Source organism: Erysipelotrichaceae bacterium 66202529 (assembly GCA_017161075.1).
Taxonomy (GTDB): Bacteria; Bacillota_I; Bacilli_A; order Erysipelotrichales; family Erysipelotrichaceae; genus Clostridium_AQ.
This window is the reverse complement of record CP046174.1, coordinates 2,419,697-2,438,287: the sequence shown is the minus strand read 5'-3', so window position 1 is coordinate 2,438,287 and position 18,591 is coordinate 2,419,697. Positions and strand designations below refer to the sequence as shown.

General features: G+C 46.8%; 21 protein-coding genes. 19 read left to right on the top strand and 2 right to left on the bottom strand.

Going from position 1 to position 18,591, the window contains the following annotated elements:
* Nucleotides 1-109 precede the first annotated feature (109 nt).
* The 16 genes from GKZ87_11600 to rseP all read left to right on the top strand — a co-directional run bounded on the left by GKZ87_11600 (nt 110) and on the right by rseP (nt 14,682).
* Nucleotides 110-487, top strand: coding sequence for a hypothetical protein (locus GKZ87_11600; protein QSI26084.1), 378 nt, complete (start codon nt 110-112; stop codon nt 485-487).
* Nucleotides 488-494: 7 nt separating this feature from the next.
* On the top strand, nt 495-926 hold the full coding sequence (locus tag GKZ87_11595; GenBank protein ID QSI26083.1) for an NfeD family protein: 432 nt from the start codon (nt 495-497) through the stop codon (nt 924-926).
* Between the two features lie 22 nt (nt 927-948).
* On the top strand, nt 949-1,896 hold the full coding sequence (locus GKZ87_11590) for a peptidase (GenBank protein ID QSI27946.1): 948 nt from the start codon (nt 949-951) through the stop codon (nt 1,894-1,896).
* 99 nt (nt 1,897-1,995) lie between these two features.
* Nucleotides 1,996-2,727 carry a DNA-protecting protein DprA gene (gene dprA, locus GKZ87_11585; GenBank protein ID QSI26082.1) on the top strand — a complete coding sequence of 244 codons (732 nt, stop codon included), beginning with the start codon at nt 1,996-1,998 and terminating at the stop codon, nt 2,725-2,727.
* Nucleotides 2,728-2,797: 70 nt separating this feature from the next.
* Nucleotides 2,798-5,038, top strand: coding sequence for a type I DNA topoisomerase (gene topA, locus GKZ87_11580; protein ID QSI26081.1), 2,241 nt, complete (start codon nt 2,798-2,800; stop codon nt 5,036-5,038).
* Between the two features lie 2 nt (nt 5,039-5,040).
* Complete coding sequence (locus GKZ87_11575; GenBank protein ID QSI26080.1) at nt 5,041-6,336, top strand: methylenetetrahydrofolate--tRNA-(uracil(54)-C(5))-methyltransferase (FADH(2)-oxidizing) TrmFO; 1,296 nt, start codon at nt 5,041-5,043, stop codon at nt 6,334-6,336.
* Entirely contained in the window at nt 6,336-7,250 is a 915-nt protein-coding gene (gene xerC / locus GKZ87_11570; protein ID QSI26079.1) for a tyrosine recombinase XerC, read from the top strand. Before GKZ87_11575 ends, xerC begins: the two co-directional genes overlap by 1 nt.
* Nucleotides 7,222-7,431 (top strand): hypothetical protein, encoded by a 210-nt coding sequence (locus GKZ87_11565; GenBank protein QSI26078.1) that lies wholly within the window; start codon nt 7,222-7,224, stop codon nt 7,429-7,431. The genes xerC and GKZ87_11565 overlap by 29 nt, the downstream gene beginning before the upstream one ends.
* Entirely contained in the window at nt 7,422-8,375 is a 954-nt protein-coding gene (rpsB, locus tag GKZ87_11560; protein QSI26077.1) for a 30S ribosomal protein S2, read from the top strand. Before GKZ87_11565 ends, rpsB begins: the two co-directional genes overlap by 10 nt.
* A 36-nt stretch (nt 8,376-8,411) precedes the next feature.
* Entirely contained in the window at nt 8,412-9,299 is an 888-nt protein-coding gene (locus GKZ87_11555) for an elongation factor Ts (GenBank protein QSI26076.1), read from the top strand.
* A gap of 261 nt (nt 9,300-9,560) precedes the next feature.
* Nucleotides 9,561-10,274, top strand: a complete 714-nt coding sequence (locus GKZ87_11550; GenBank protein QSI26075.1) for a UMP kinase — start codon at nt 9,561-9,563, stop codon at nt 10,272-10,274.
* A gap of 4 nt (nt 10,275-10,278) precedes the next feature.
* Nucleotides 10,279-10,821, top strand: coding sequence for a ribosome recycling factor (locus GKZ87_11545; protein ID QSI26074.1), 543 nt, complete (start codon nt 10,279-10,281; stop codon nt 10,819-10,821).
* Nucleotides 10,822-10,990: 169 nt separating this feature from the next.
* Nucleotides 10,991-11,695 (top strand): isoprenyl transferase, encoded by a 705-nt coding sequence (locus GKZ87_11540; protein QSI26073.1) that lies wholly within the window; start codon nt 10,991-10,993, stop codon nt 11,693-11,695.
* A gap of 1 nt (nt 11,696) precedes the next feature.
* On the top strand, nt 11,697-12,470 hold the full coding sequence (locus GKZ87_11535) for a phosphatidate cytidylyltransferase (GenBank protein ID QSI26072.1): 774 nt from the start codon (nt 11,697-11,699) through the stop codon (nt 12,468-12,470).
* Nucleotides 12,467-13,627, top strand: coding sequence for a 1-deoxy-D-xylulose-5-phosphate reductoisomerase (locus tag GKZ87_11530; protein ID QSI26071.1), 1,161 nt, complete (start codon nt 12,467-12,469; stop codon nt 13,625-13,627). The genes GKZ87_11535 and GKZ87_11530 overlap by 4 nt, the downstream gene beginning before the upstream one ends.
* Nucleotides 13,624-14,682: an RIP metalloprotease RseP gene (gene rseP, locus GKZ87_11525; GenBank protein ID QSI26070.1), complete on the top strand. Its 1,059-nt coding sequence runs from the start codon at nt 13,624-13,626 to the stop codon at nt 14,680-14,682. The genes GKZ87_11530 and rseP overlap by 4 nt, the downstream gene beginning before the upstream one ends.
* 60 nt (nt 14,683-14,742) lie before the next feature.
* Here rseP and GKZ87_11520 read toward each other — a convergent pair whose 3' ends face one another.
* Together GKZ87_11520 and rpsT are read right to left on the bottom strand one after the other, a co-directional pair.
* Nucleotides 14,743-15,870, bottom strand: coding sequence for a transglutaminase (locus GKZ87_11520; GenBank protein ID QSI26069.1), 1,128 nt, complete (start codon nt 15,868-15,870; stop codon nt 14,743-14,745).
* Between the two features lie 70 nt (nt 15,871-15,940).
* Nucleotides 15,941-16,207 carry a 30S ribosomal protein S20 gene (gene rpsT / locus GKZ87_11515; GenBank protein QSI26068.1) on the bottom strand — a complete coding sequence of 89 codons (267 nt, stop codon included), beginning with the start codon at nt 16,205-16,207 and terminating at the stop codon, nt 15,941-15,943.
* Nucleotides 16,208-16,311: 104 nt separating this feature from the next.
* Between rpsT and GKZ87_11510 the strand changes: the two genes are divergently transcribed.
* The 3 genes from GKZ87_11510 (at nt 16,312) to GKZ87_11500 (ending at nt 18,519) form a co-directional block, all read left to right on the top strand.
* Nucleotides 16,312-17,187 carry a GPR endopeptidase gene (locus tag GKZ87_11510; protein ID QSI26067.1) on the top strand — a complete coding sequence of 292 codons (876 nt, stop codon included), beginning with the start codon at nt 16,312-16,314 and terminating at the stop codon, nt 17,185-17,187.
* Nucleotides 17,188-17,267: 80 nt separating this feature from the next.
* A complete protein-coding gene (locus GKZ87_11505; protein QSI26066.1) occupies nt 17,268-18,218 on the top strand; it encodes a stage II sporulation protein P in 951 nt (316 codons plus the stop codon).
* A 4-nt stretch (nt 18,219-18,222) separates the two neighbouring features.
* Nucleotides 18,223-18,519: a hypothetical protein gene (locus GKZ87_11500; GenBank protein ID QSI26065.1), complete on the top strand. Its 297-nt coding sequence runs from the start codon at nt 18,223-18,225 to the stop codon at nt 18,517-18,519.
* Nucleotides 18,520-18,591 lie beyond the last annotated feature (72 nt).

Genomic DNA, 18,591 nt, shown 5'->3' with positions numbered 1-18,591 from the left:
TAAAGCTTTGTTAAAATAATAAGAAAAATAAGAATTGTATAAAATTATATTGCAAAATAAGAAAAACCGTACTATACTATGGATAAGGAACAGGAAAGGCGGTGGCAGGATGTTTACGTGGGTAAAGGGCAATGTATATACGCTTGTATTGACGCTGTATCCGAATAACATTACCTTGAACAGCAGTGCTGCCTCTTATTTTGAGGATGTGCGCTGGGCCATGATCGGACTGGATAAGGATCATCTCAAATTGGGAATCCGTCCCGTGTCGAAGCGGGAAATCGATCTTCATCTGGTGTCTATGGATCAGCTGCATAAGGTGTCTGTTGGAAAAGGGTATGCCAGAATCAGCAATAAAATGATCATCGAGGAGATTTCCGGAATGATCCAGCAGCCCATCAACGGGCTGAAAATCAACGCGGCTTATGATGACAAGGAGAATATGCTGATTGCAGATCTCCACGAACTGGCTGCAGATAAGGGGTGAATGGACTATGGTACTGATCTGGATTGCCATTTGCGTAGGTGCGGTTCTTGTAGAGCTGCTGACACCTACTGCATTGATTTCCATATGGTTTGCCGTGGGTGGTGTGATTGGAGCCCTGACAGCTTTGATCAATCTTCCGCTATGGGTGCAGATCGTATGCTTTGTTGTTGTATCACTTGTCAGTATGCTGATTGTGCGTCCAATCGCCTCGCGTTATCTCAGAGGTAATACGATACCTACCAACGCCGATCGTTTCATCGGTGAAATTGCACAGGTAACCAAGGCTGTGACGAAGGATGAATGGGGCGAGGTAAAGGTCAATGGCACGATGTGGCATGCGGTTCCGGTGGAGGATGAACCCATACAGGAAGGCGCAAAGGTCAAGGTTGTCGCTATTGAAGGCGCCAAGCTGCTTGTAAAAAGAGTAAGCGAAAGATAGAAAAAGAAAGAAGGTAATGATGATGAGTGTATTTCAGATTATACTGCTTGTAGTTGTTGTACTGATTCTGGTCGGGCTGTTTGCCTACCTCATCCGTATCGTGCCGCAGGCAAAGGCATATGTTGTGGAGCGGCTGGGTGCCTATCATACGACATGGAATACCGGAATTCATATTCTGGTTCCGTTTGTGGATCGTGTTTCCAATAAGGTAACACTGAAAGAGGTTGTGAAGGATTTTGCCCCGCAGCCGGTTATCACTAAGGATAATGTAACGATGCAGATTGACACGGTTGTGTATTTTCAGATAACCGATCCAAAGCTGTATACGTATGGAGTTGTCGGGCCAATTACAGCAATTGAAAATCTGACAGCTACTACACTGCGTAATATTATCGGTGATCTGGAGCTGGATGAAACGCTGACCTCCCGTGATATTATCAATACGAAGATGCGTGCGATTCTGGATGAGGCAACAGATCCATGGGGTATTAAGGTAAACCGTGTAGAGGTGAAAAACATCATTCCGCCACGCGATATCCAGGAAGCCATGGAAAAGCAGATGCGTGCAGAGCGTGAACGCCGTGAATCCATCCTGCGTGCAGAGGGTGAAAAACGAAGCAACATTCTGACTGCTGAGGGTGAAAAAGAGGCGATGGTTCTTCGTGCTAACGCAAAGAAGGAAGCGATGATTGCGGAAGCAGAAGGGCAGGCACGTGCTATGGAGCGTATTTATGAAGCACAGGCCCGTGGTATTGAAATGATTAAGGATGCCAATCCGACGAAGGAATATCTGAGCTTGAAGAGTCTGGAAACCTATGAGAAAATGGCAGATGGCAGAGCTACAAAGATTGTAGTACCAAGCGAAATGCAGAATATGGCCTCCTTCCTGACAAGTGCCAGAGAGATTCTGGTGGATGATGCAGCGAAGGATGCACTGGATGAGGTTATAAACCCGAAAAAAGGAAAATAACATATTCCATCATAGAGGATTTTATAAAAAACAGGAAAATCTCCTGTTTTTTTTAGGAGTTTTCCCAGTTCATTTCGTATATACATATGAGGTGATATTATGAGAGAACAGCTATTATGCTATGCCGTTCGTTATAACGGTGACTGGAACAAAATGAAACAGGCCTTGAACAGGCAGGAGGCATGGGAGTGTCTGCCCTATGCGGGAAGCTATGTGACGATTGCGGATGCGGAGTATCCACAGAAGCTGCGCAGACTTGCCTGTCCGCCATGGATACTATTTTATGAGGGGGATATCGGACTGCTGAACAAAGCGGGCTGCGGTATCGTGGGAAGCCGTGAGGCAAGTGCTGCAGGCTTGCGCAACTGTGCACAGATTACAACTATTTTAAAGGAACGCTTCGTCATTATTTCCGGGCTGGCGAAGGGAATCGATGGACAGGCGCATCGCAGTGCGCTGGATCGTGCAACCATCGGTGTGATCGGCTGCGGTCTGGATGTGGTGTATCCAAGGGAGCATGCCCAGCTTTACGCCGTGATGAAAAAAAAGCAGCTCGTGATCAGTGAGTACCCGAAGGGCTCTCGACCCTATGCGTATCATTTCCCCTGGCGCAACCGTCTGATTGCGGCGCTGAGCGATGCTGTCATCGTTGTGGAGGCACGAAAGCGCAGCGGCTCTCTGCTTACTGTCAATGAGGCTTTAGAGCTGGATATTCCTGTGTACTGTGTCCCGCATGCCTATCAGGATGAAGCAGGAGTTGGCTGTAATCTATTGATATCCCAGGGGGCAAATATCCTTGTGGATGAGGAGGACGTGCGGCTTATTTTTTAAAAAATGTTTGACAAAATGGAAATTTATGCGAATAATAGGAGACGTATATTTAATTGCTAGGAGGCATAACATGAAAAATCTGGTTATTGTGGAATCCCCTTCCAAATCCAAAACCATAGAAAAATACCTGGGTGGCGACTATCATGTTGTTTCATCCAAAGGACATATACGTGATCTTGCGACAAGCGGAAAAGGCGGTCTGGGCATCGATGTCGATCATGACTTTGAACCGACCTATAAGATCAGCAGCGACAAACGAGCAGTCGTTAAGGAGCTGAAGGATCTCGCAAAGAAAAGCGATCATGTGTATCTGGCAAGTGACCCCGACCGTGAGGGAGAGGCGATTGCCTGGCATCTGGCAAATGTGCTGGATCTGAATATGGAAGAAGAAAACCGTATTATCTTCAATGAAATTACAAAAAACGCAGTCATTGCGGCCTTTGAGCATCCGCGTACGATTGATCAGGATCTGGTGAAGTCTCAGGAAGCCAGAAGAATGCTGGATCGTATTATCGGCTTCAAGCTGTCCAAGCTTTTACAGAGCAAAATAAAAAGCAAGTCCGCAGGACGCGTGCAGTCTGTGGCACTGCGCTTGATCGTGGAACGTGAAAATGAGATACGCGCGTTTAAGAGTGAAGAATACTGGACACTGGCAGCCAACATTGAAAAGGATGGCAAGACGTTCAGTGCTTCGTTAAATAAGATTGATGGCAAAAAAGCAGAATTGAAAACGCAGGAAGAAGTAAATGCAATTATCGAACGCTGCTGCAAAGAGTTTGTAGTCAGCAGCATCGAAAAGAAGGTACGTAAGAAAGAGGCGAGGATGCCATTTATCACCTCCACGCTGCAGCAGGAGGCAAGCACTAAGCTGGGCTTTGGGGCAAAAAAGACGATGCAGATCGCACAGAAGCTGTATGAAGGACTTCCTCTTGCAGGAGGCGTCAGCGAGGGTCTGATTTCCTATATGCGTACCGATTCCACACGTCTGAGCGAGCAGTTCGTAAAGGATGCGGAAAGCTATATAGAGGATACCTATGGGAAGGACTATCGCGGACGTGCCCGTCAGAAAAACAGTGAAAATGCACAGGATGCGCATGAGGCAATCCGTCCGACCAGCATTTTGAATACACCTCAGCGTGTAAAGGAATATCTTACAAATGATCAGTACAAGCTGTACAAGCTGATTTATGCCAGAACCCTTGCTTCCCTGATGGCGCCAAGCAAAAGCAATGTCGTGAATGTACAGATCGTATCCGATGGCTGTGAGTTCAGCGCCAACGGTTCCATTCTGACCTTTGACGGATATTTGAAAATCTACAGTGATTATGAAACTGTTAAGGATGAAATGCTGCCGGTGATGGAAGAACAGGAAGTCTTAAAGGATGTTGAGTTGGAAGGAAAGCAGCACTTTACAGAGCCGCCGTTACGCTACAGTGAGGCGCGTTTGATCAAGGATCTGGAGGAAAAAGGCATTGGCCGTCCTTCCACGTATGCAATTATCATCGATACACTGCAGGCCCGTGGCTATGTTTCTTTGGAGCGTCCAAGTGAAGGCAGCAAGACCAAGGTGTTCATACCGAGTGAGCAGGGGGAATTGACCGATACCAAGCTGCAGGAGTTTTTCAGCGGCATTATCAACGTATCCTATACTGCTAACATGGAGCATCATCTGGATGAGATTGCGGCAGGTGAACGAAACAATATTGAGGAGGTTCGTACCTTCTACAATGAATTTGAACCGCTGCTGCAAAATGCCTATGAAAATATGGAAAAGAAGGAGCTGGAGCGTACCGGTGATAAATGTCCGGATTGCGGAAACGACCTCGTATATCGTATCGGACGTTTCGGTAAATTTATTTCCTGTATCAACTTCCCGGAATGCCGTTATACCAAGGGAGAGGATGAGGATGAAAACGCTGTAGAGGAGGTCTGCCCGAAATGCGGAAGCAAGATGGTGACAAAGAAAGGGCGTTACGGTTCCTTTCTGGCCTGCAGCAATTATCCTGAGTGTAAATATATCAAGAGCAACAAAACCAAAGAAGAACCGGAGCCTACCGGAGAGCTGTGTCCAGAGTGCGGACATGAGCTGGTGAGAAGAAAATCCCGTTTTGGTACGACCTTTGTGGGCTGCAGCAATTATCCGAAGTGCCGCTATATTAAAAAAGAGCCGAAAAAGGAAAAGGCGGAGCAGGAGGATGGAAGCACTGCAAAGAAGACAACCGCAAAAAAGACAACCAAGAAGGTTGTGAAAAAGGCAGTGAAGAAAACCGTAAAAAAAGAAGCAGCTGATGAAGAAAAGGATAATGGATAAGTATGGAGAGGGTTAGCATTGTAGGAGCCGGACTGGCGGGCTGTGAGGCAGCCTGGCAGCTGGTGAAGCGTAATATTCCGGTGCGGCTGATAGAAATGCGTCCGCAAAAAGCATCCCCTGCGCATCACAGTAAAGATTTTGCGGAGCTGGTGTGCTCCAATTCACTGCGCTCGGATTCCTTGCAAAATGCTGTCGGTATCCTGAAGGAGGAAATGCGGCATCTGGATTCACTCATCATGGCATGTGCCGATGCGACGCGTGTTCCGGCAGGAAGTGCATTGGCAGTCGATCGTCAGGCGTTTTCGCGGCTGGTGAGCGATACGCTGCAGCAGCATCCTCTTGTTGAAGTCGTACGGGAAGAGGTCACTCACATTCCCCAGGGGCCTGTGATTATTGCCAGCGGGCCGCTGACCAGTGATGCGCTAAGCAAGGCGATTCAGGAGTATACGCATGCGGACTATTTTCATTTCTATGATGCGGCGGCTCCAATCATTGAAAGAGACAGTATTGATTTTACCAAGGCGTATATCAAATCCCGCTATGACAAGGGGGAGGCTGCTTATATCAACTGTCCGATGAGCAAAGAGGAATTCGATGCGTTTTATGAGGAGCTGATTCATGCGGAAACAGCCCAACTGCATGACTTTGAGGATGAAACCTATTTTGAAGGCTGTATGCCGTTTGAAGAAATGGCACGCCGCGGCCGGCAGACATTGCTGTTTGGCCCGATGAAGCCGGTGGGTCTGGAACGTCCGGATGGAACTCTGCCATATGCGGTGGTTCAGCTTCGTCAGGATAATGCTGTGGCAAGTTTGTACAATATCGTCGGCTTTCAAACCCATTTGAAGTGGGGGGAACAAAAGCGTTTATTGTCTATGATTCCGGGACTGGAGAAGGTGTCCATCGTGCGTTACGGTGTCATGCACCGCAATTCTTATCTGTGTGCACCCAAGGTGCTGCGTGCCACCTACCAGCATATCGAGCGGGATGATCTGTTTTTTGCCGGGCAGCTGTGCGGCGTTGAGGGCTATGTCGAAAGTGCTGCCAGCGGCTTGCTTGCCGGCTTGAATATGGCTAATCTCATGCGTGAAAAACGCTGTATCGAGCTGCCGGATACGTGTGTCATCGGCTCTATGGCACACTATATCACACATGCCAGTGAGCGTTATTTCCAGCCGATGAATGCCAATTTCGGCATCATGCGTCTTTTGGAAAAGGTAAAGAAAAAGGAGCGCAAGGAGGCCTTTGCACGACAGGCTCTTTCTGTGATCGATACATACAAAGGGGAATTTGACTGATGGAGGAGCTGCTTGCACGCTTTCTGCAGTATATGGATTCCCTCAACAGCGGCAGTGTGCATACACGGGATGCCTATCAAAGAGATATTCGAGAGTTTATCTCTTTTTTGCAGGCAGAGGGTGTTGAGGAGCTGCAGGATGCAGACCGCATTCTGGTTATGAATTACATCGCCTCGCTGCGGGAAAAAAGCGGCGTCAGCGGAGAAATGAAAAATTCCACGATTGCCCGCAAGCTTTCCTCACTGCGTTCCTTTTACCGCTATCTCAATGAATATGTCGGAATTTCACAAAATCCGTTTCTGTATTTTAAGACACCGAAGCGCTCCAAGCGGATTCCAGAATTTCTGTTTTACGATGAAATGGATACCTTTCTGTCCTCCTTTGTGCTGGATACACCGGATGGTCTGCGGGATCGTGCCATGTTTGAGCTGATGTATGCATGCGGCCTGCGTGTGAGCGAGGCGGCATCCCTTCGTCTGCGCGATATCGATTTACAGGAGCGTATCCTCACCATAACAGGAAAGGGAAACAAGCAGCGAATCGTTCCCTTTTATACACTGGCGGGAGAGCTTGTGGAGCGCTATCTGCAGCAGGTTCGCCCGCTGTGGATGCAGCCGTCGCAGGAGCATGATATCGTATTCATCAATCAGCGGGGAAAGGGACTGACTACGCGGGGGATACAGTATCGTATGCAGGTTGCGGCAGCCGGCTGTAAGCTGCAGGTGCATGTCCATCCGCATATGTTTCGGCACAGCTTTGCGACCCATCTGCTGGATAACGGCGCCGATCTGCGTGTCGTACAGGAGCTGCTCGGGCATTCCTCCCTATCCACCACGCAGGTTTATGTCCATGTGACACAGGAGCGGCTGAAAAAAGCCTATACCCATGCACACCCGCGTGCACAAGAAAAGTAAAAAAACTGTTGAAAAGAACAACAGATGTGATATAATAAACAACGGTGCGAACACGCACACTACACACATCATGGATTCGGCAGCCCGTGCTTTGAGGCACAGTGAATGCGCCGGTGATAAGTTGCTGCCGCGCAGAAGTGATGGAGGCGTAACGGAAAGTGAGGATATATCATGTCAGTAGTAACAATGAGAAAATTATTGGAATCTGGTGTACATTTCGGTCATCAGACACGCAGATGGAACCCAAAAATGAAACCAAACATCTATGCAAGCAGAAACGGTGTTTACATTATCAATCTGGAGAAAACTCTGGAACAGCTGGACACTGCATATGCTGCAATGAAAGATATCGCTGAAAAGGGCGGAAAGGTACTGTTCGTCGGTACAAAGAAACAGGCACAGGCTGTTGTTGTTGAGGAAGCGCTTCGTTCCGGAAGCTTCTTCGTTAACCAGAGATGGCTGGGTGGTCTGTTGACAAACTACCGTACCATTCAGAAACGTGTAAAGCGTCTTGTTGAAATCGAAGAGATGGAAGCAAACGGAACACTGGATCTGTACCCTAAGAAGGAAATCGCACAGGTTAAGAAGCAGAAGGCTCGTCTGGAAAACTTCCTGGGCGGAATCAAGGAAATGAAGAAGCTGCCAAACGCTATCTTCGTTATCGATCCAAAAGAAGAACACAATGCAGTTGCAGAGGCTAAAAAGCTGGGAATCCCTGTATTTGCAATGGTAGATACAAACTGTGACCCGGAAACAGTTGATTACCCAATCGCTTCCAACGATGATGCAATCCGTTCCGTTAAGCTGATTACAACACTGATGGCAGATGCAATCGTAGAGGCTAAGGGCGGACTGTTAAGTGTTGCTCACAACATCGATGAGAACGAAAACGATGTAACGATGAAGGATGTTATCATCAACGTTGAGGAACAGATCGCTGAAAACGAAAGACGTCGCCGTCAGAGAAATGAGGAACGTCGTAACCGCCGTCCTTATGACCGCAACCGTGGCGGACGCAATGCAAAGGCTCCTTACCAGAGACGTGAAAATGTCCGTCCTGCTGCAGAAAACAGAACGGCTAACAGCGAGGCTGCAAAGAGCGAAGCACCTAAAGCTGCTGAATAATCAGATAGAACTACTTAGATAAATGGAGGAAAGATCATGATCACTGCTGCATTAGTAAAAGAATTACGTGAAAAAACAGGCGCAGGAATGATGGACTGCAAAAAGGCTCTGACCGAGTGTGACGGAGACATTGCAAAGTCTATCGACTGGCTGCGTGAAAAAGGTATCGCAAAGGCTGCCAAGAAAAATGACCGTATCGCTGCAGAAGGTCTGACACGCGTTGGTGTGGAAGGCAATACCGGAGTTATTTTCGAGGTTAACTCTGAAACTGACTTCGTTGCAAAGAACGAGCAGTTCCTGGAGCTGCTGGAAACAATCAAAAACGCTCTAATCGCTAACAAGCCTGCTGATTTAGATGCTGCACTGGCTTGCACGGTAAACGGAGAAACCATTGCGGATCTGGTAACAACTGCAACTGCTACGATCGGAGAAAAAATCTCTCTGCGTCGTATGGCTGTCGTTGAGAAGGCAGACGATGAAGTATTCGCTTCCTACATGCACATGGGCGGAAAGATTTCTGCACTTGCTGTACTGAAGGGTGCGGATGAAAAAGTCGCAAAGGATATGGCTATGCAGATTGCCAGCATGAATCCGCAGTATGTATCTCGTGACGATATGCCTGCAGAGGTTGTTGAGCACGAGCGCAAGGTACAGACAGAAATCGTGAAAAACGATGAAAAGCTGGCAAGCAAACCGGAGAAGGTACTGGCTGGTATCATCGAAGGAAAGGTTTCCAAGAATCTGAAAGACGCTTGTCTGGTTGAACAGGAATTCTTCCTGAACCCTGACCAGAAGGTTGGACAGTATCTGAAGGAGCATGCTTCCACTGTCGCAAGCTTTATTCGTTACGCAGTAGGTGAGGGTATCGAAAAACGTGAAGATAACTTTGCTGAAGAAGTAATGAGCCAGGCATTTGGTAAATAGGACACTCTTTGTGTCCTTTTTTTAAGGCATGTAGACTGCCTGAACGCGGGAAAGAAAAGCAACGGGAGCCCTTGTGCAGGGAAGGAGTCTTACTGTATAACAATCCCTTCTGCCCTATGGTTCTGCAGTCTGCATGCAGGAAGAGGAAAATGGAAAAAACAACAGAATCCTCTTCCTTTTTGAAAGCTTTTTCTTTATAATAAGAACGGAAGGATTTTATAAATCCGTACATACGAAAAAATGATAAAGGTGGACGTAATTATGTACAAACGAGTATTGCTGAAATTAAGCGGAGAAGCATTGTCCTCTCCCGGAAATTCCTTTGATCCCAAAATTCTTGCTTCTCTGGCAAAGGAACTGAAACAGGTGCATGAGCTGGGAGTTGATCTGGCTATCGTTGTGGGCGGAGGAAACTTCATTCGTGGCAAGATGGCGGAAACGATGGGAATTGAGCGTGTACAGGCAGACTATATGGGGATGCTGGCAACCGTGATCAATGCCCTGGCAGTGCAGAGTGCGCTGGAGCAGGAGGGTGTGCCGACACGTGTGCAGACCGCAATCGAAATGCAGAAGGTAGCGGAGCCGTTTATCGTACGGCGTGCAAACCGTCATCTGGAAAAGAGCCGTGTGGTCATCTTTGGTGCAGGAACCGGAAACCCGTACTTCTCCACGGATACCACGGCAGCATTACGTGCGAGTGAAATCGGCGCAGATGTGATTCTGATGGCGAAAAACGGCGTGGACGGCGTATACAATGCAGACCCGAAAACCAATCCGGATGCTGTGAAATACGACACGCTTACCTATATGGATCTGATTCAGGAGGGACTGGCTGTCATGGATACGACAGCAACCAGCATGTGCATGGACAATGACATTGATCTGGTCGTGTTTAATATGAACGAGCAGGGCAACATCCTGAAGGCAGTACAGGGAGATATTACAGGAACCGTTATCACAAAGGAAAGGAAGTAATACTATGGAAATCTTAAATCATGCAGAAGAAAAAATGAAAAAGGCAGTCACTGTACTGGAGGAGGATTTAAAAACGATCCGTACCGGTATCGCACATGCATCCCTGCTTGATCATGTTCAGTTTGAGTACTATGGAAGTCCTACACCAATCAATCAGGTGGCATCTGTAAAGGTGGTAGAAGGTCGTCAGCTTGTCATCAAGCCGTATGACCGCGGTACGCTGAAGGATATCGAACGTGCTATTCAGACCAGTGATACCGGTCTGGTACCGCAGAGCGATGGCGAAGTGATTCGTCTAAATGTTCCTTCCTTAACGGAAGAACGCCGTAAGGAGCTGGCAAAAGCTGCACACAAAATGGGAGAGGATGCGAAAATTGCCATCCGTAACATCCGCCGTGATGCAAATGATGCAGTCAAAAAGGATAAGGAGCTGACTGAGGATCTGAAAAAGGATGCACAGGAAAAAATCCAGAAGCTGACTGATAAAATCGGTAAGACCATTGATCAGGCTGTAGAAAACAAAGCAAAGGAAATCATGAAGGTATAAGCATAAGGGGAGGTGTCGCAGTACGGCATCTCTTTTCTTATGGAATGCTGTAAAAAAGCATTGTAAATTCATCTGTATGCTCGTAAAAGTATGGTAGTTCATGGAAAGTATGGTATAATAATTCTGTTCTGATGAACAAGCGATAATGATTGTAGGAGGATGGATCCTTATGGATACAAGAATCATACCGCAGCACATTGCCATCATCATGGATGGAAATGGACGCTGGGCAAAGAAACGAGGACTGCCGAGAACTGCCGGTCATAAGCAGGGAGCGGAAAATATACGAAGGATTGCCATAGCATGTAATGATCTCGGGGTGAAAGCATTGACCTGCTATGCGTTTTCCACGGAAAACTGGAAACGTCCGCAGGATGAGGTTGACTATCTGTGCAAGCTTCCAAAGCTTTTTTTTAATCGCTACCTGGCAGAGCTGAAGAAAAATAATATCCGTGTTACCTTCCTTGGAGAAATTGAACGGTTTCCGGAAGAAACACGCAAGGTGATAACGAGTGCGGTAGCGGAAACTAAACAGAATACCGGGCTGATTCTCTGTCTGGCAGTAAATTACGGTGCCCGCAGGGAAATCACACTGGCGGCTCAAAAATACGCACAGGACGTGCTGGAGGGGAAGGCGTCTGCCACGATTGACGAGGAAGCCTTTGGCAGCTATATGATGACTGCCGATATGCCGGAGCTGGATCTGATGATTCGCACAAGCGGCGAGCTGCGTATCAGTAATTTTCTGCTCTGGCAGCTGGCCTATGCAGAGCTGATCTTCACACCGGTAGCCTGGCCGGAATTTACAAAAGAAGAATTGAACCGGGCGATTGATGAATTCAATCACAGAAACCGCAGATTTGGAGGGTTGTAGGATGAAAACCAGAATTATCACAGCACTTCTGATCATTGTCTGCGTGATCCCGCCGCTGGTATATGGCGGCTGGCTGATCGATCTGCTGATTGCTTTTATCATTGTCGCAGGCGGTATAGAGCTGTTGAATCTGAAGGAACAGGATACAGCGTGGCCTATAATCATCAAGCCGCTGGCAATCGCTGCTGTATTCGTACTGGTGCTGAGTGATGAACGGCTGCATACGGCTCTTTTGGGCATCTGTGCGCTTGTATTTCTATCCATTCCGGTGTTTACTGAGCGCTTTCATGCGAAGGACGGCTTTCTATGCATTGCCTACATCACTTTCTTTTTTGCCATTGCACGCTGCTTCCTCCATATATATGAAACCAATCGCATGTATGTGTGGTTCATCATTATTGCCACCTATGCATGTGATACCGCTGCCTATTTCTGTGGGCGGTTTCTCGGCAGACACAAGCTCAATGTGCGGATTTCTCCCAAAAAGACTTGGGAGGGCTCTATCGGGGGCTGGTTCTTCGGTGCTGTACTTTCCTTTGTTTTTGCGTGGTTTATGGTGGATACGATGACACCGGCACAGATGGTACTGGCAGCTGCGGTTTTGACTGTTACTGGACAAATCGGCGATCTTGCCTTCAGCGCCATTAAGCGCAATTTTGGTATTAAGGATTTTTCCGATCTGCTGCCGGGACATGGCGGTGTACTGGATCGGGTGGATTCTCTTGTTTTTAACTTTATTTGTTTTGATTTGATACTGGTGGTGTTGATGTTATGAAAAAAATAATGCTGCTTGGTGCCAGCGGAAGTATCGGCACCCAGACGCTGGATGTGGTAAAGCATCATAGTTCTGAATTTGAAATCATAGGATTAAGTGTTGGCTATAATAAGGAAAAGCTAATAGAAATACTCGATAGCTTTTCTTCTGTCCGCATGGTCTGCATGGCAAAAGAGGAAGATATGGAAGAAATGCAGAAGCGCTATCCTACGCTTCACTTCTGCTTTGGAGATGCCGGGCTAAAGCAGCTGGCAGCTATGGATGGATACGATGTACTGGTCAATGCGGTTGTTGGCTTTCGCGGTCTGGTGCCGACGCTGACTGCCATTGAGCATGATAAAATGGTGGCGCTAGCGAATAAGGAGAGCCTTGTCGCAGGCGGCCCTCTAATAAAGCGTGCCCTAAAGGAGCACCGCGTTTCTCTGTATCCGATTGATTCTGAGCATTCCGCTATTTTTCAGTGCCTGCAGGGCAATGCGATGCGTGAGGTGGACAAGCTGATCATTACGGCCAGCGGGGGAAGTTTTCGTGACCGCAGCCGTGAGGAGCTTGTAAATGTTACTGTCAGGGAGGCTTTGCATCATCCCAACTGGAATATGGGCGGGCGCATTACGATTGATTCCGCAACCATGATGAACAAGGGCTTTGAGGTAATCGAAGCACACTACCTGTTTGATATGCCATATGATGATATCGAGGTTGTAATTCACCGGGAAAGCATTATTCATTCCATGGTACAGTATCGTGATCATGCCATAATTGCACAGCTGGGAACGGCTGATATGCGGCTGCCAATTCAGTACGCGCTTTCCTATCCCTCCCGTTTGGAAATGAAAAATGCAGAACCGTTTGATTTTCAGCGCAGTTTTGCTTTGCATTTTGAACCGGCAAGCGAACAGCGCTATCCGCTCTTGAAGCTGGCATTTACAGTTGGCCGAAGGGAAGGGAACCTCGGTGCAATCATGAATGGTGCGGATGAGGAAGCAGTCGATTTGTTCCTGCATGAGAAGATCGGTTTTCTGGATATCGAACGTTATATTATGATGGCAGTGGAACAGGCTGCATATATTACAGAGCCGACACTGGATGAAATTATAGAGAGTGATGCCTGGGCACGGGAATTCGTGCGCAAGGCATGGAAAGGAGGCGTGGAATGAGTAATATATTGAATATTATTTATTTTATACTAATACTCAGTGTCATCATCATTGTCCATGAGCTGGGACATCTGATTGCCGCTAAGCGCTTTGGTGTGTATTGCAAGGAATTTTCCATCGGCATGGGTCCAGTCGTTTATCAAAAGCAGGTCGGAGAAACCGCATGGTCGCTTCGTGCGCTTCCCATCGGCGGCTTTGTAGCGATGGCAGGGGAAGAGGATGACGATGAAGCGGATGAGCTGAATATCCCATATGAACGAACCTTGAACGGCATCCGTCCATGGAAGCAGATCGTTGTCATGGCTGCCGGCGCAATCATGAATGTATTGCTGGCATGGGTGCTGTTTATCGGAATAACAGCCTACCAGGGAGCAGTCAGTATTCCCGGAAAGGCGCTGGTTGCTTCCGTACAGGAAAACTCCGCTGCGCAAAAAGGCGGGATGAAGGCCGGTGATGAAATTATCCGTGTACAAAACGGAAAAGAGGTTGTGGAGCCAAAGACCTTTAATGATGTTGTTGAGTTTATCCAGTATTATAACGGAGATACCACCTTTACCGTACTGCGTGACGGCAAAGAGGTTACTCTGCATTTTACTCCAACCTATGTGAAGGATGAAAGCAAGTATGTCATGGGTGTCCTGCAGCAAAATGAGATCAAAAAGATCACACTGCTGGAATCTATTCCGTATGGAACGCAGAAGATGGTAGACTCCGTTACAACCATATTCGACTCCTTAGGCAAGCTCGTACAGGGGGTTGGTCTGAACAACCTGAGCGGCCCGGTAGGAATCTATCAGGTGACGGCGCAGATTACACAGACAGGTCTGTTATCAACGATTGCCTTGATTGGCCTGCTGTCTGTCAATGTCGGTATCTTTAATCTATTGCCGATTCCGATACTGGATGGTGGAAGAATCTTTATCGTCCTGATTGAAACACTGATCGGTCGGAAGCTGAATGAGCGGATGCAGAGTGCAATCATGATGGCAGGACTTCTGATGATCGTCGGTATTATGGTGCTGGCGACCTGGAACGATATAACGCGTCTGTTTTAATCCTGTAGTAAAAAAAGGAACATGTTCAGCCATACGGCAATTCATGTTCCTTTTCTTATCTTACCAGTAATTCAGAAAGAAGCAGTAATTTTCATCCAGACTGTAATATTCAAACTCCTGCGGATTGTAGCCGGCATTCTCGAAAAGATCGAAGATATGCTGAGAGCGAAGCAGCTGCTTGACATGCTCATATGTCTGTCTGCTATTACACTTGATTGCCAGACAGGGATTGGGATTGTTGATATTCGAAGCGATAATGGCTGTGATCTGATCTTCATCATAGCCCTTGAGATACGCTCCCTCATGATAGAAGAAGCTGTCCTTTACAGCTGTTGTTTTTTTGATTTCCTGCTGTGGTGTATAGATGTTTTCCATTTCCTCACTGGTCATTCCAAAATAAGCATAGCGGTAGTTTGCATAGCTTTTTTCAATTTTGATATCGCCGAAGGTTGGATCAAGATAATACCAGGCTTTATCCATCTGCACCATATTGACGACATGGTATTCATCCGGATTCTCGATAACCTGTACGAGAATAACCGCATTGGGGATATCCAGCTGATCCAGCAGATACTTAAAGCTTTTGGAATAGCCTGCACAGACGGCCTCCTGATCCAGAAGGACACTCAGCATATTCTGATTATTTTCTTCCTTGTTTACATAATCTGTATGATCTATGATCCAGTCATACAGAAACTTGACCTTTTCATAATCTCCCTGCTTTTCGCGTGCCTTTTGCAGGAGGGGACTTGCCACAGCATCCACCTGCTTTTGCAAAGCGGCGCTTTCCTTTTTATCATAGGCATAGGACGGATACAGGGTTACGCTTTTTTTGTCCTCGGATTCCTTGTAATTATATTCATAATTTGACCAGAACAGCTCGGGATGATCAAAGGTAACAGCATCAAAGAGGGTCATCACATAGGGCACACTGCAATCCAGCAGCACAGAGGCTTCATGATGCAGCAGGGCACCATACAGCCGGTCATAATCATCCTGCAGGTTTTCATGCAGCAAAGAACGCTGGTATTTATAGCAGGTATCATCATCAATGGCAGTACTGTTGCGAATCGAGGTCTGCTTCAGCTCCACAGATGGATCCCTTAGGTCTTGCTTTGCTTCCTTCTGTGTAGCACTGCAGCCAAACAAAAGGAGTGAGGTCAGCAATATCCCGACATAGGGTTTCATACGATCCTTCCTTTCCCATCTATACTATCATAGCATGAAACGAAAAAAAACAGAACCTCTGTCCTGTTTCTTATGCAGCAATAGCGTTGATTGCTTTAGCCAAACGTGATTTCTGTCTTGTTGCGTAGTTTTTGTGGTGAATACCCTTCGCAACAGCTTTATCTAATTTAGAACTTGCTTCGTTGTAAGCAGCAGCAGCGGCAGCAGCGTCTTTCGCATCAACAGCAGCCAGAACTTTTTTGATAGAAGTTCTCAATGCAGATTTCTGAGCACTTACAGCCAGGTTTCTTTTGTTGTTGGTTTTTACACGTTTTTTCTGTGATTGGATCTGTGGCATGTTGCACCTCCTAGTTTTCAATTGCCAATAAATTATATCAAAAAGAATATAAAAAAGCAATAATAAGGTGAAAAAAAACCATACTATGGAAGAGGTGTATAAAAATGGCAGAAGTATATCAGATACGCAGTGATTTTGCGGATGAAATCATATCCGCAGATATCCAGTCAAAAACCTATGAGCATATTGAAAAAAAGAATGATTTTATACGCAGCAATTATATCAAGGTTCTATGTGATGAAAATGAGCTAGGAAAAAGCAAGGGCGACTATGTTTCCATAGAATGCCATGATTTGGGGGATCATATCGTACGGGAAAATATGATCGACGCAATACAGGAAAACCTGCAGCATATGAGTGACAATATGCATATACAGCTGCAGAAAATTCTTGTTGTCGGACTGGGAAACCGCTTTATTACATCGGATGCCCTCGGCCCGCAGGCGGCGAATGAAATACTGGTAACCGCGCATCTGTATGCAAATGAAAATCCCAAATACTTAAAAGGAACACGGAATGTTGCAGTGCTGCAGCCGGGTGTTATGGGACAGACCGGATTGGAATCACTATCCATCGTGCAAAGTGTTGCGCAAAGCTATCAGCCCGATCTGGTAATTGCCATTGATGCCCTGGCTACCCGCAATATTGCCCGGATCAACCGCGTTGTCCAAATCAACAATACAGGGATTCAGCCGGGCAGCGGTGTCGGAAACCACCGTATGTCACTCTGTGAAAAAAGTCTGCACATTCCGGTGATTGCAATCGGTGTCGCAACCGTAACAAGCATCGGTGCCATTCTGCAGGAAACCCTGGAGGTCAGCGGTGAGGAAAAGCAGGCCATTCTACAGAAAATCCATGACAGTGATTATCTGAATCTGGTCGTCACACCGAAATCCATGGATGATGAGCTGAAGCATCTGGTTTATATCGTTTCCGAAAGCCTGAATCGCTTCCTGCATCCCGATTATCAACAGCTCTAATGTCGTTTTTTGTCCTGCATTGTTTAACATGAAAGCACGCCCTATCACATATGGTGGTAGAGAAGGGAGTGCTTTTTTCTATGAAATCTACATGCAAGCTTCTCGTTAAGGTCTTCGTACTGATTGCTTTTCTCTATCTGACACCCTTTACCAGCGGATTAAAAAACTGCTTTAACAGTGCGGATGATCTTTTGAATAATTTTGTATACAAGCAGAAAACAATCAACAGCTCCCTCTCCCTGAAGGATTCGCTGAACGTGCTTTCGTATAACTCCAATCTGACCATTCCCAAGGAAGAAATAACAGTAGAAACCACACAGGATAATCCCACCGTTGTTCCCAAAACCACAGAGGAACAAAATACCCCGCAGGATAAGGGGGAGGAAAAGGATAATGGTAAAGAGAATGCCAATACGCAAAAGGAGGATGCGTCCAAGGATAAAAAGGCAGAGAGTACCGGAAAGCGCGTATATATTTATGACACGCATCAGGATGAAAGCTACAAGGGTGGAAAGACCGTTCTGGATGCGGCCGCTATACTTGCGCAGAAGCTGGAGGATCGTGGAATCAAGGTCGTTTTGGAAACCAATGACTTTATACGCTACCGTGATACGCACGGGCTTACCTATAATGAATCCTATGTAGTTTCCTATAAATATCTTAATGAGGCGCTTGTGAATTACGGCGGCTTTGATATGTGTCTGGATCTGCATCGTGACAGTATTCCAAGGGAAGCCAGCTATATCAATATCGATGGAAAGAATTACGCCAAGGGGATGTTTGTCGTCGGCGGACTGGGAAAGAATGCCAAGACGGCAACCAGGCTGTCCACGACATTAACTGACACAATCAATGCGAAAAAGAATGGTATCATGAAGGGGGTCATGACTAGGGAGGCATATTATAATCAGGAGGTTGCCAAGAACATAATACTGATGGAGCTTGGCGGTGATGTGAATACCTTTGAGGAGGTATCGAATTCCCTGGATGTTATCGCAGACGGCATTTATGACGTATTGACAAAGGAGTGATTGTATGAAACGGTTTCTTGCGGACGCTATTCTGATTTGTATTCTTGTATCCATCGGCTCCTATATCAATCAGCAGGGGTCGGATGATACGCGAAATCTGGTGCAGGAGCAGGTGGAGAGCTTTGAATCGGATGTCGCGCAAAATCATGTTGTGAAGGCGCCCAATGACCCGGTCGCATTGAAGGATATTGAGGAGAACCGGGCATCCCAGCTTGCGAAAAGCAGCAGTGAGGCTATCGTATCCACGATGAAGGGCTGCGTACAGATGTTTTCGGATGTGTTTGACGGTCTGTTACATTAGCGTCTATCATAAAATCGCTGAATGACTTGCTGTGCTTCAGGAAATAGATGCAATCGGCTGCACATCATGGTA

What these genes read in the sequence shown, in the direction of transcription:
- GKZ87_11500 (QSI26065.1), top strand. Translation starts at nt 18,223, where the DNA reads ATGAAACGGTTTCTTGCGGACGCTATTCTGATTTGTATTCTTGTATCC.
- rseP (QSI26070.1), top strand. Translation starts at nt 13,624, where the DNA reads ATGAGTAATATATTGAATATTATTTATTTTATACTAATACTCAGTGTC.
- GKZ87_11595 (QSI26083.1), top strand. Translation starts at nt 495, where the DNA reads ATGGTACTGATCTGGATTGCCATTTGCGTAGGTGCGGTTCTTGTAGAG.
- xerC (QSI26079.1), top strand. Translation starts at nt 6,336, where the DNA reads ATGGAGGAGCTGCTTGCACGCTTTCTGCAGTATATGGATTCCCTCAAC.
- GKZ87_11565 (QSI26078.1), top strand. Translation starts at nt 7,222, where the DNA reads ATGCACACCCGCGTGCACAAGAAAAGTAAAAAAACTGTTGAAAAGAAC.
- GKZ87_11510 (QSI26067.1), top strand. Translation starts at nt 16,312, where the DNA reads ATGGCAGAAGTATATCAGATACGCAGTGATTTTGCGGATGAAATCATA.
- GKZ87_11520 (QSI26069.1), bottom strand. Translation starts at nt 15,870, where the DNA reads ATGAAACCCTATGTCGGGATATTGCTGACCTCACTCCTTTTGTTTGGC.
- GKZ87_11600 (QSI26084.1), top strand. Translation starts at nt 110, where the DNA reads ATGTTTACGTGGGTAAAGGGCAATGTATATACGCTTGTATTGACGCTG.
- GKZ87_11590 (QSI27946.1), top strand. Translation starts at nt 949, where the DNA reads ATGAGTGTATTTCAGATTATACTGCTTGTAGTTGTTGTACTGATTCTG.
- GKZ87_11555 (QSI26076.1), top strand. Translation starts at nt 8,412, where the DNA reads ATGATCACTGCTGCATTAGTAAAAGAATTACGTGAAAAAACAGGCGCA.
- GKZ87_11535 (QSI26072.1), top strand. Translation starts at nt 11,697, where the DNA reads ATGAAAACCAGAATTATCACAGCACTTCTGATCATTGTCTGCGTGATC.
- rpsB (QSI26077.1), top strand. Translation starts at nt 7,422, where the DNA reads ATGTCAGTAGTAACAATGAGAAAATTATTGGAATCTGGTGTACATTTC.
- GKZ87_11530 (QSI26071.1), top strand. Translation starts at nt 12,467, where the DNA reads ATGAAAAAAATAATGCTGCTTGGTGCCAGCGGAAGTATCGGCACCCAG.
- GKZ87_11550 (QSI26075.1), top strand. Translation starts at nt 9,561, where the DNA reads ATGTACAAACGAGTATTGCTGAAATTAAGCGGAGAAGCATTGTCCTCT.
- topA (QSI26081.1), top strand. Translation starts at nt 2,798, where the DNA reads ATGAAAAATCTGGTTATTGTGGAATCCCCTTCCAAATCCAAAACCATA.
- GKZ87_11545 (QSI26074.1), top strand. Translation starts at nt 10,279, where the DNA reads ATGGAAATCTTAAATCATGCAGAAGAAAAAATGAAAAAGGCAGTCACT.
- GKZ87_11575 (QSI26080.1), top strand. Translation starts at nt 5,041, where the DNA reads ATGGAGAGGGTTAGCATTGTAGGAGCCGGACTGGCGGGCTGTGAGGCA.
- GKZ87_11505 (QSI26066.1), top strand. Translation starts at nt 17,268, where the DNA reads ATGAAATCTACATGCAAGCTTCTCGTTAAGGTCTTCGTACTGATTGCT.
- dprA (QSI26082.1), top strand. Translation starts at nt 1,996, where the DNA reads ATGAGAGAACAGCTATTATGCTATGCCGTTCGTTATAACGGTGACTGG.
- rpsT (QSI26068.1), bottom strand. Translation starts at nt 16,207, where the DNA reads ATGCCACAGATCCAATCACAGAAAAAACGTGTAAAAACCAACAACAAA.
- GKZ87_11540 (QSI26073.1), top strand. Translation starts at nt 10,991, where the DNA reads ATGGATACAAGAATCATACCGCAGCACATTGCCATCATCATGGATGGA.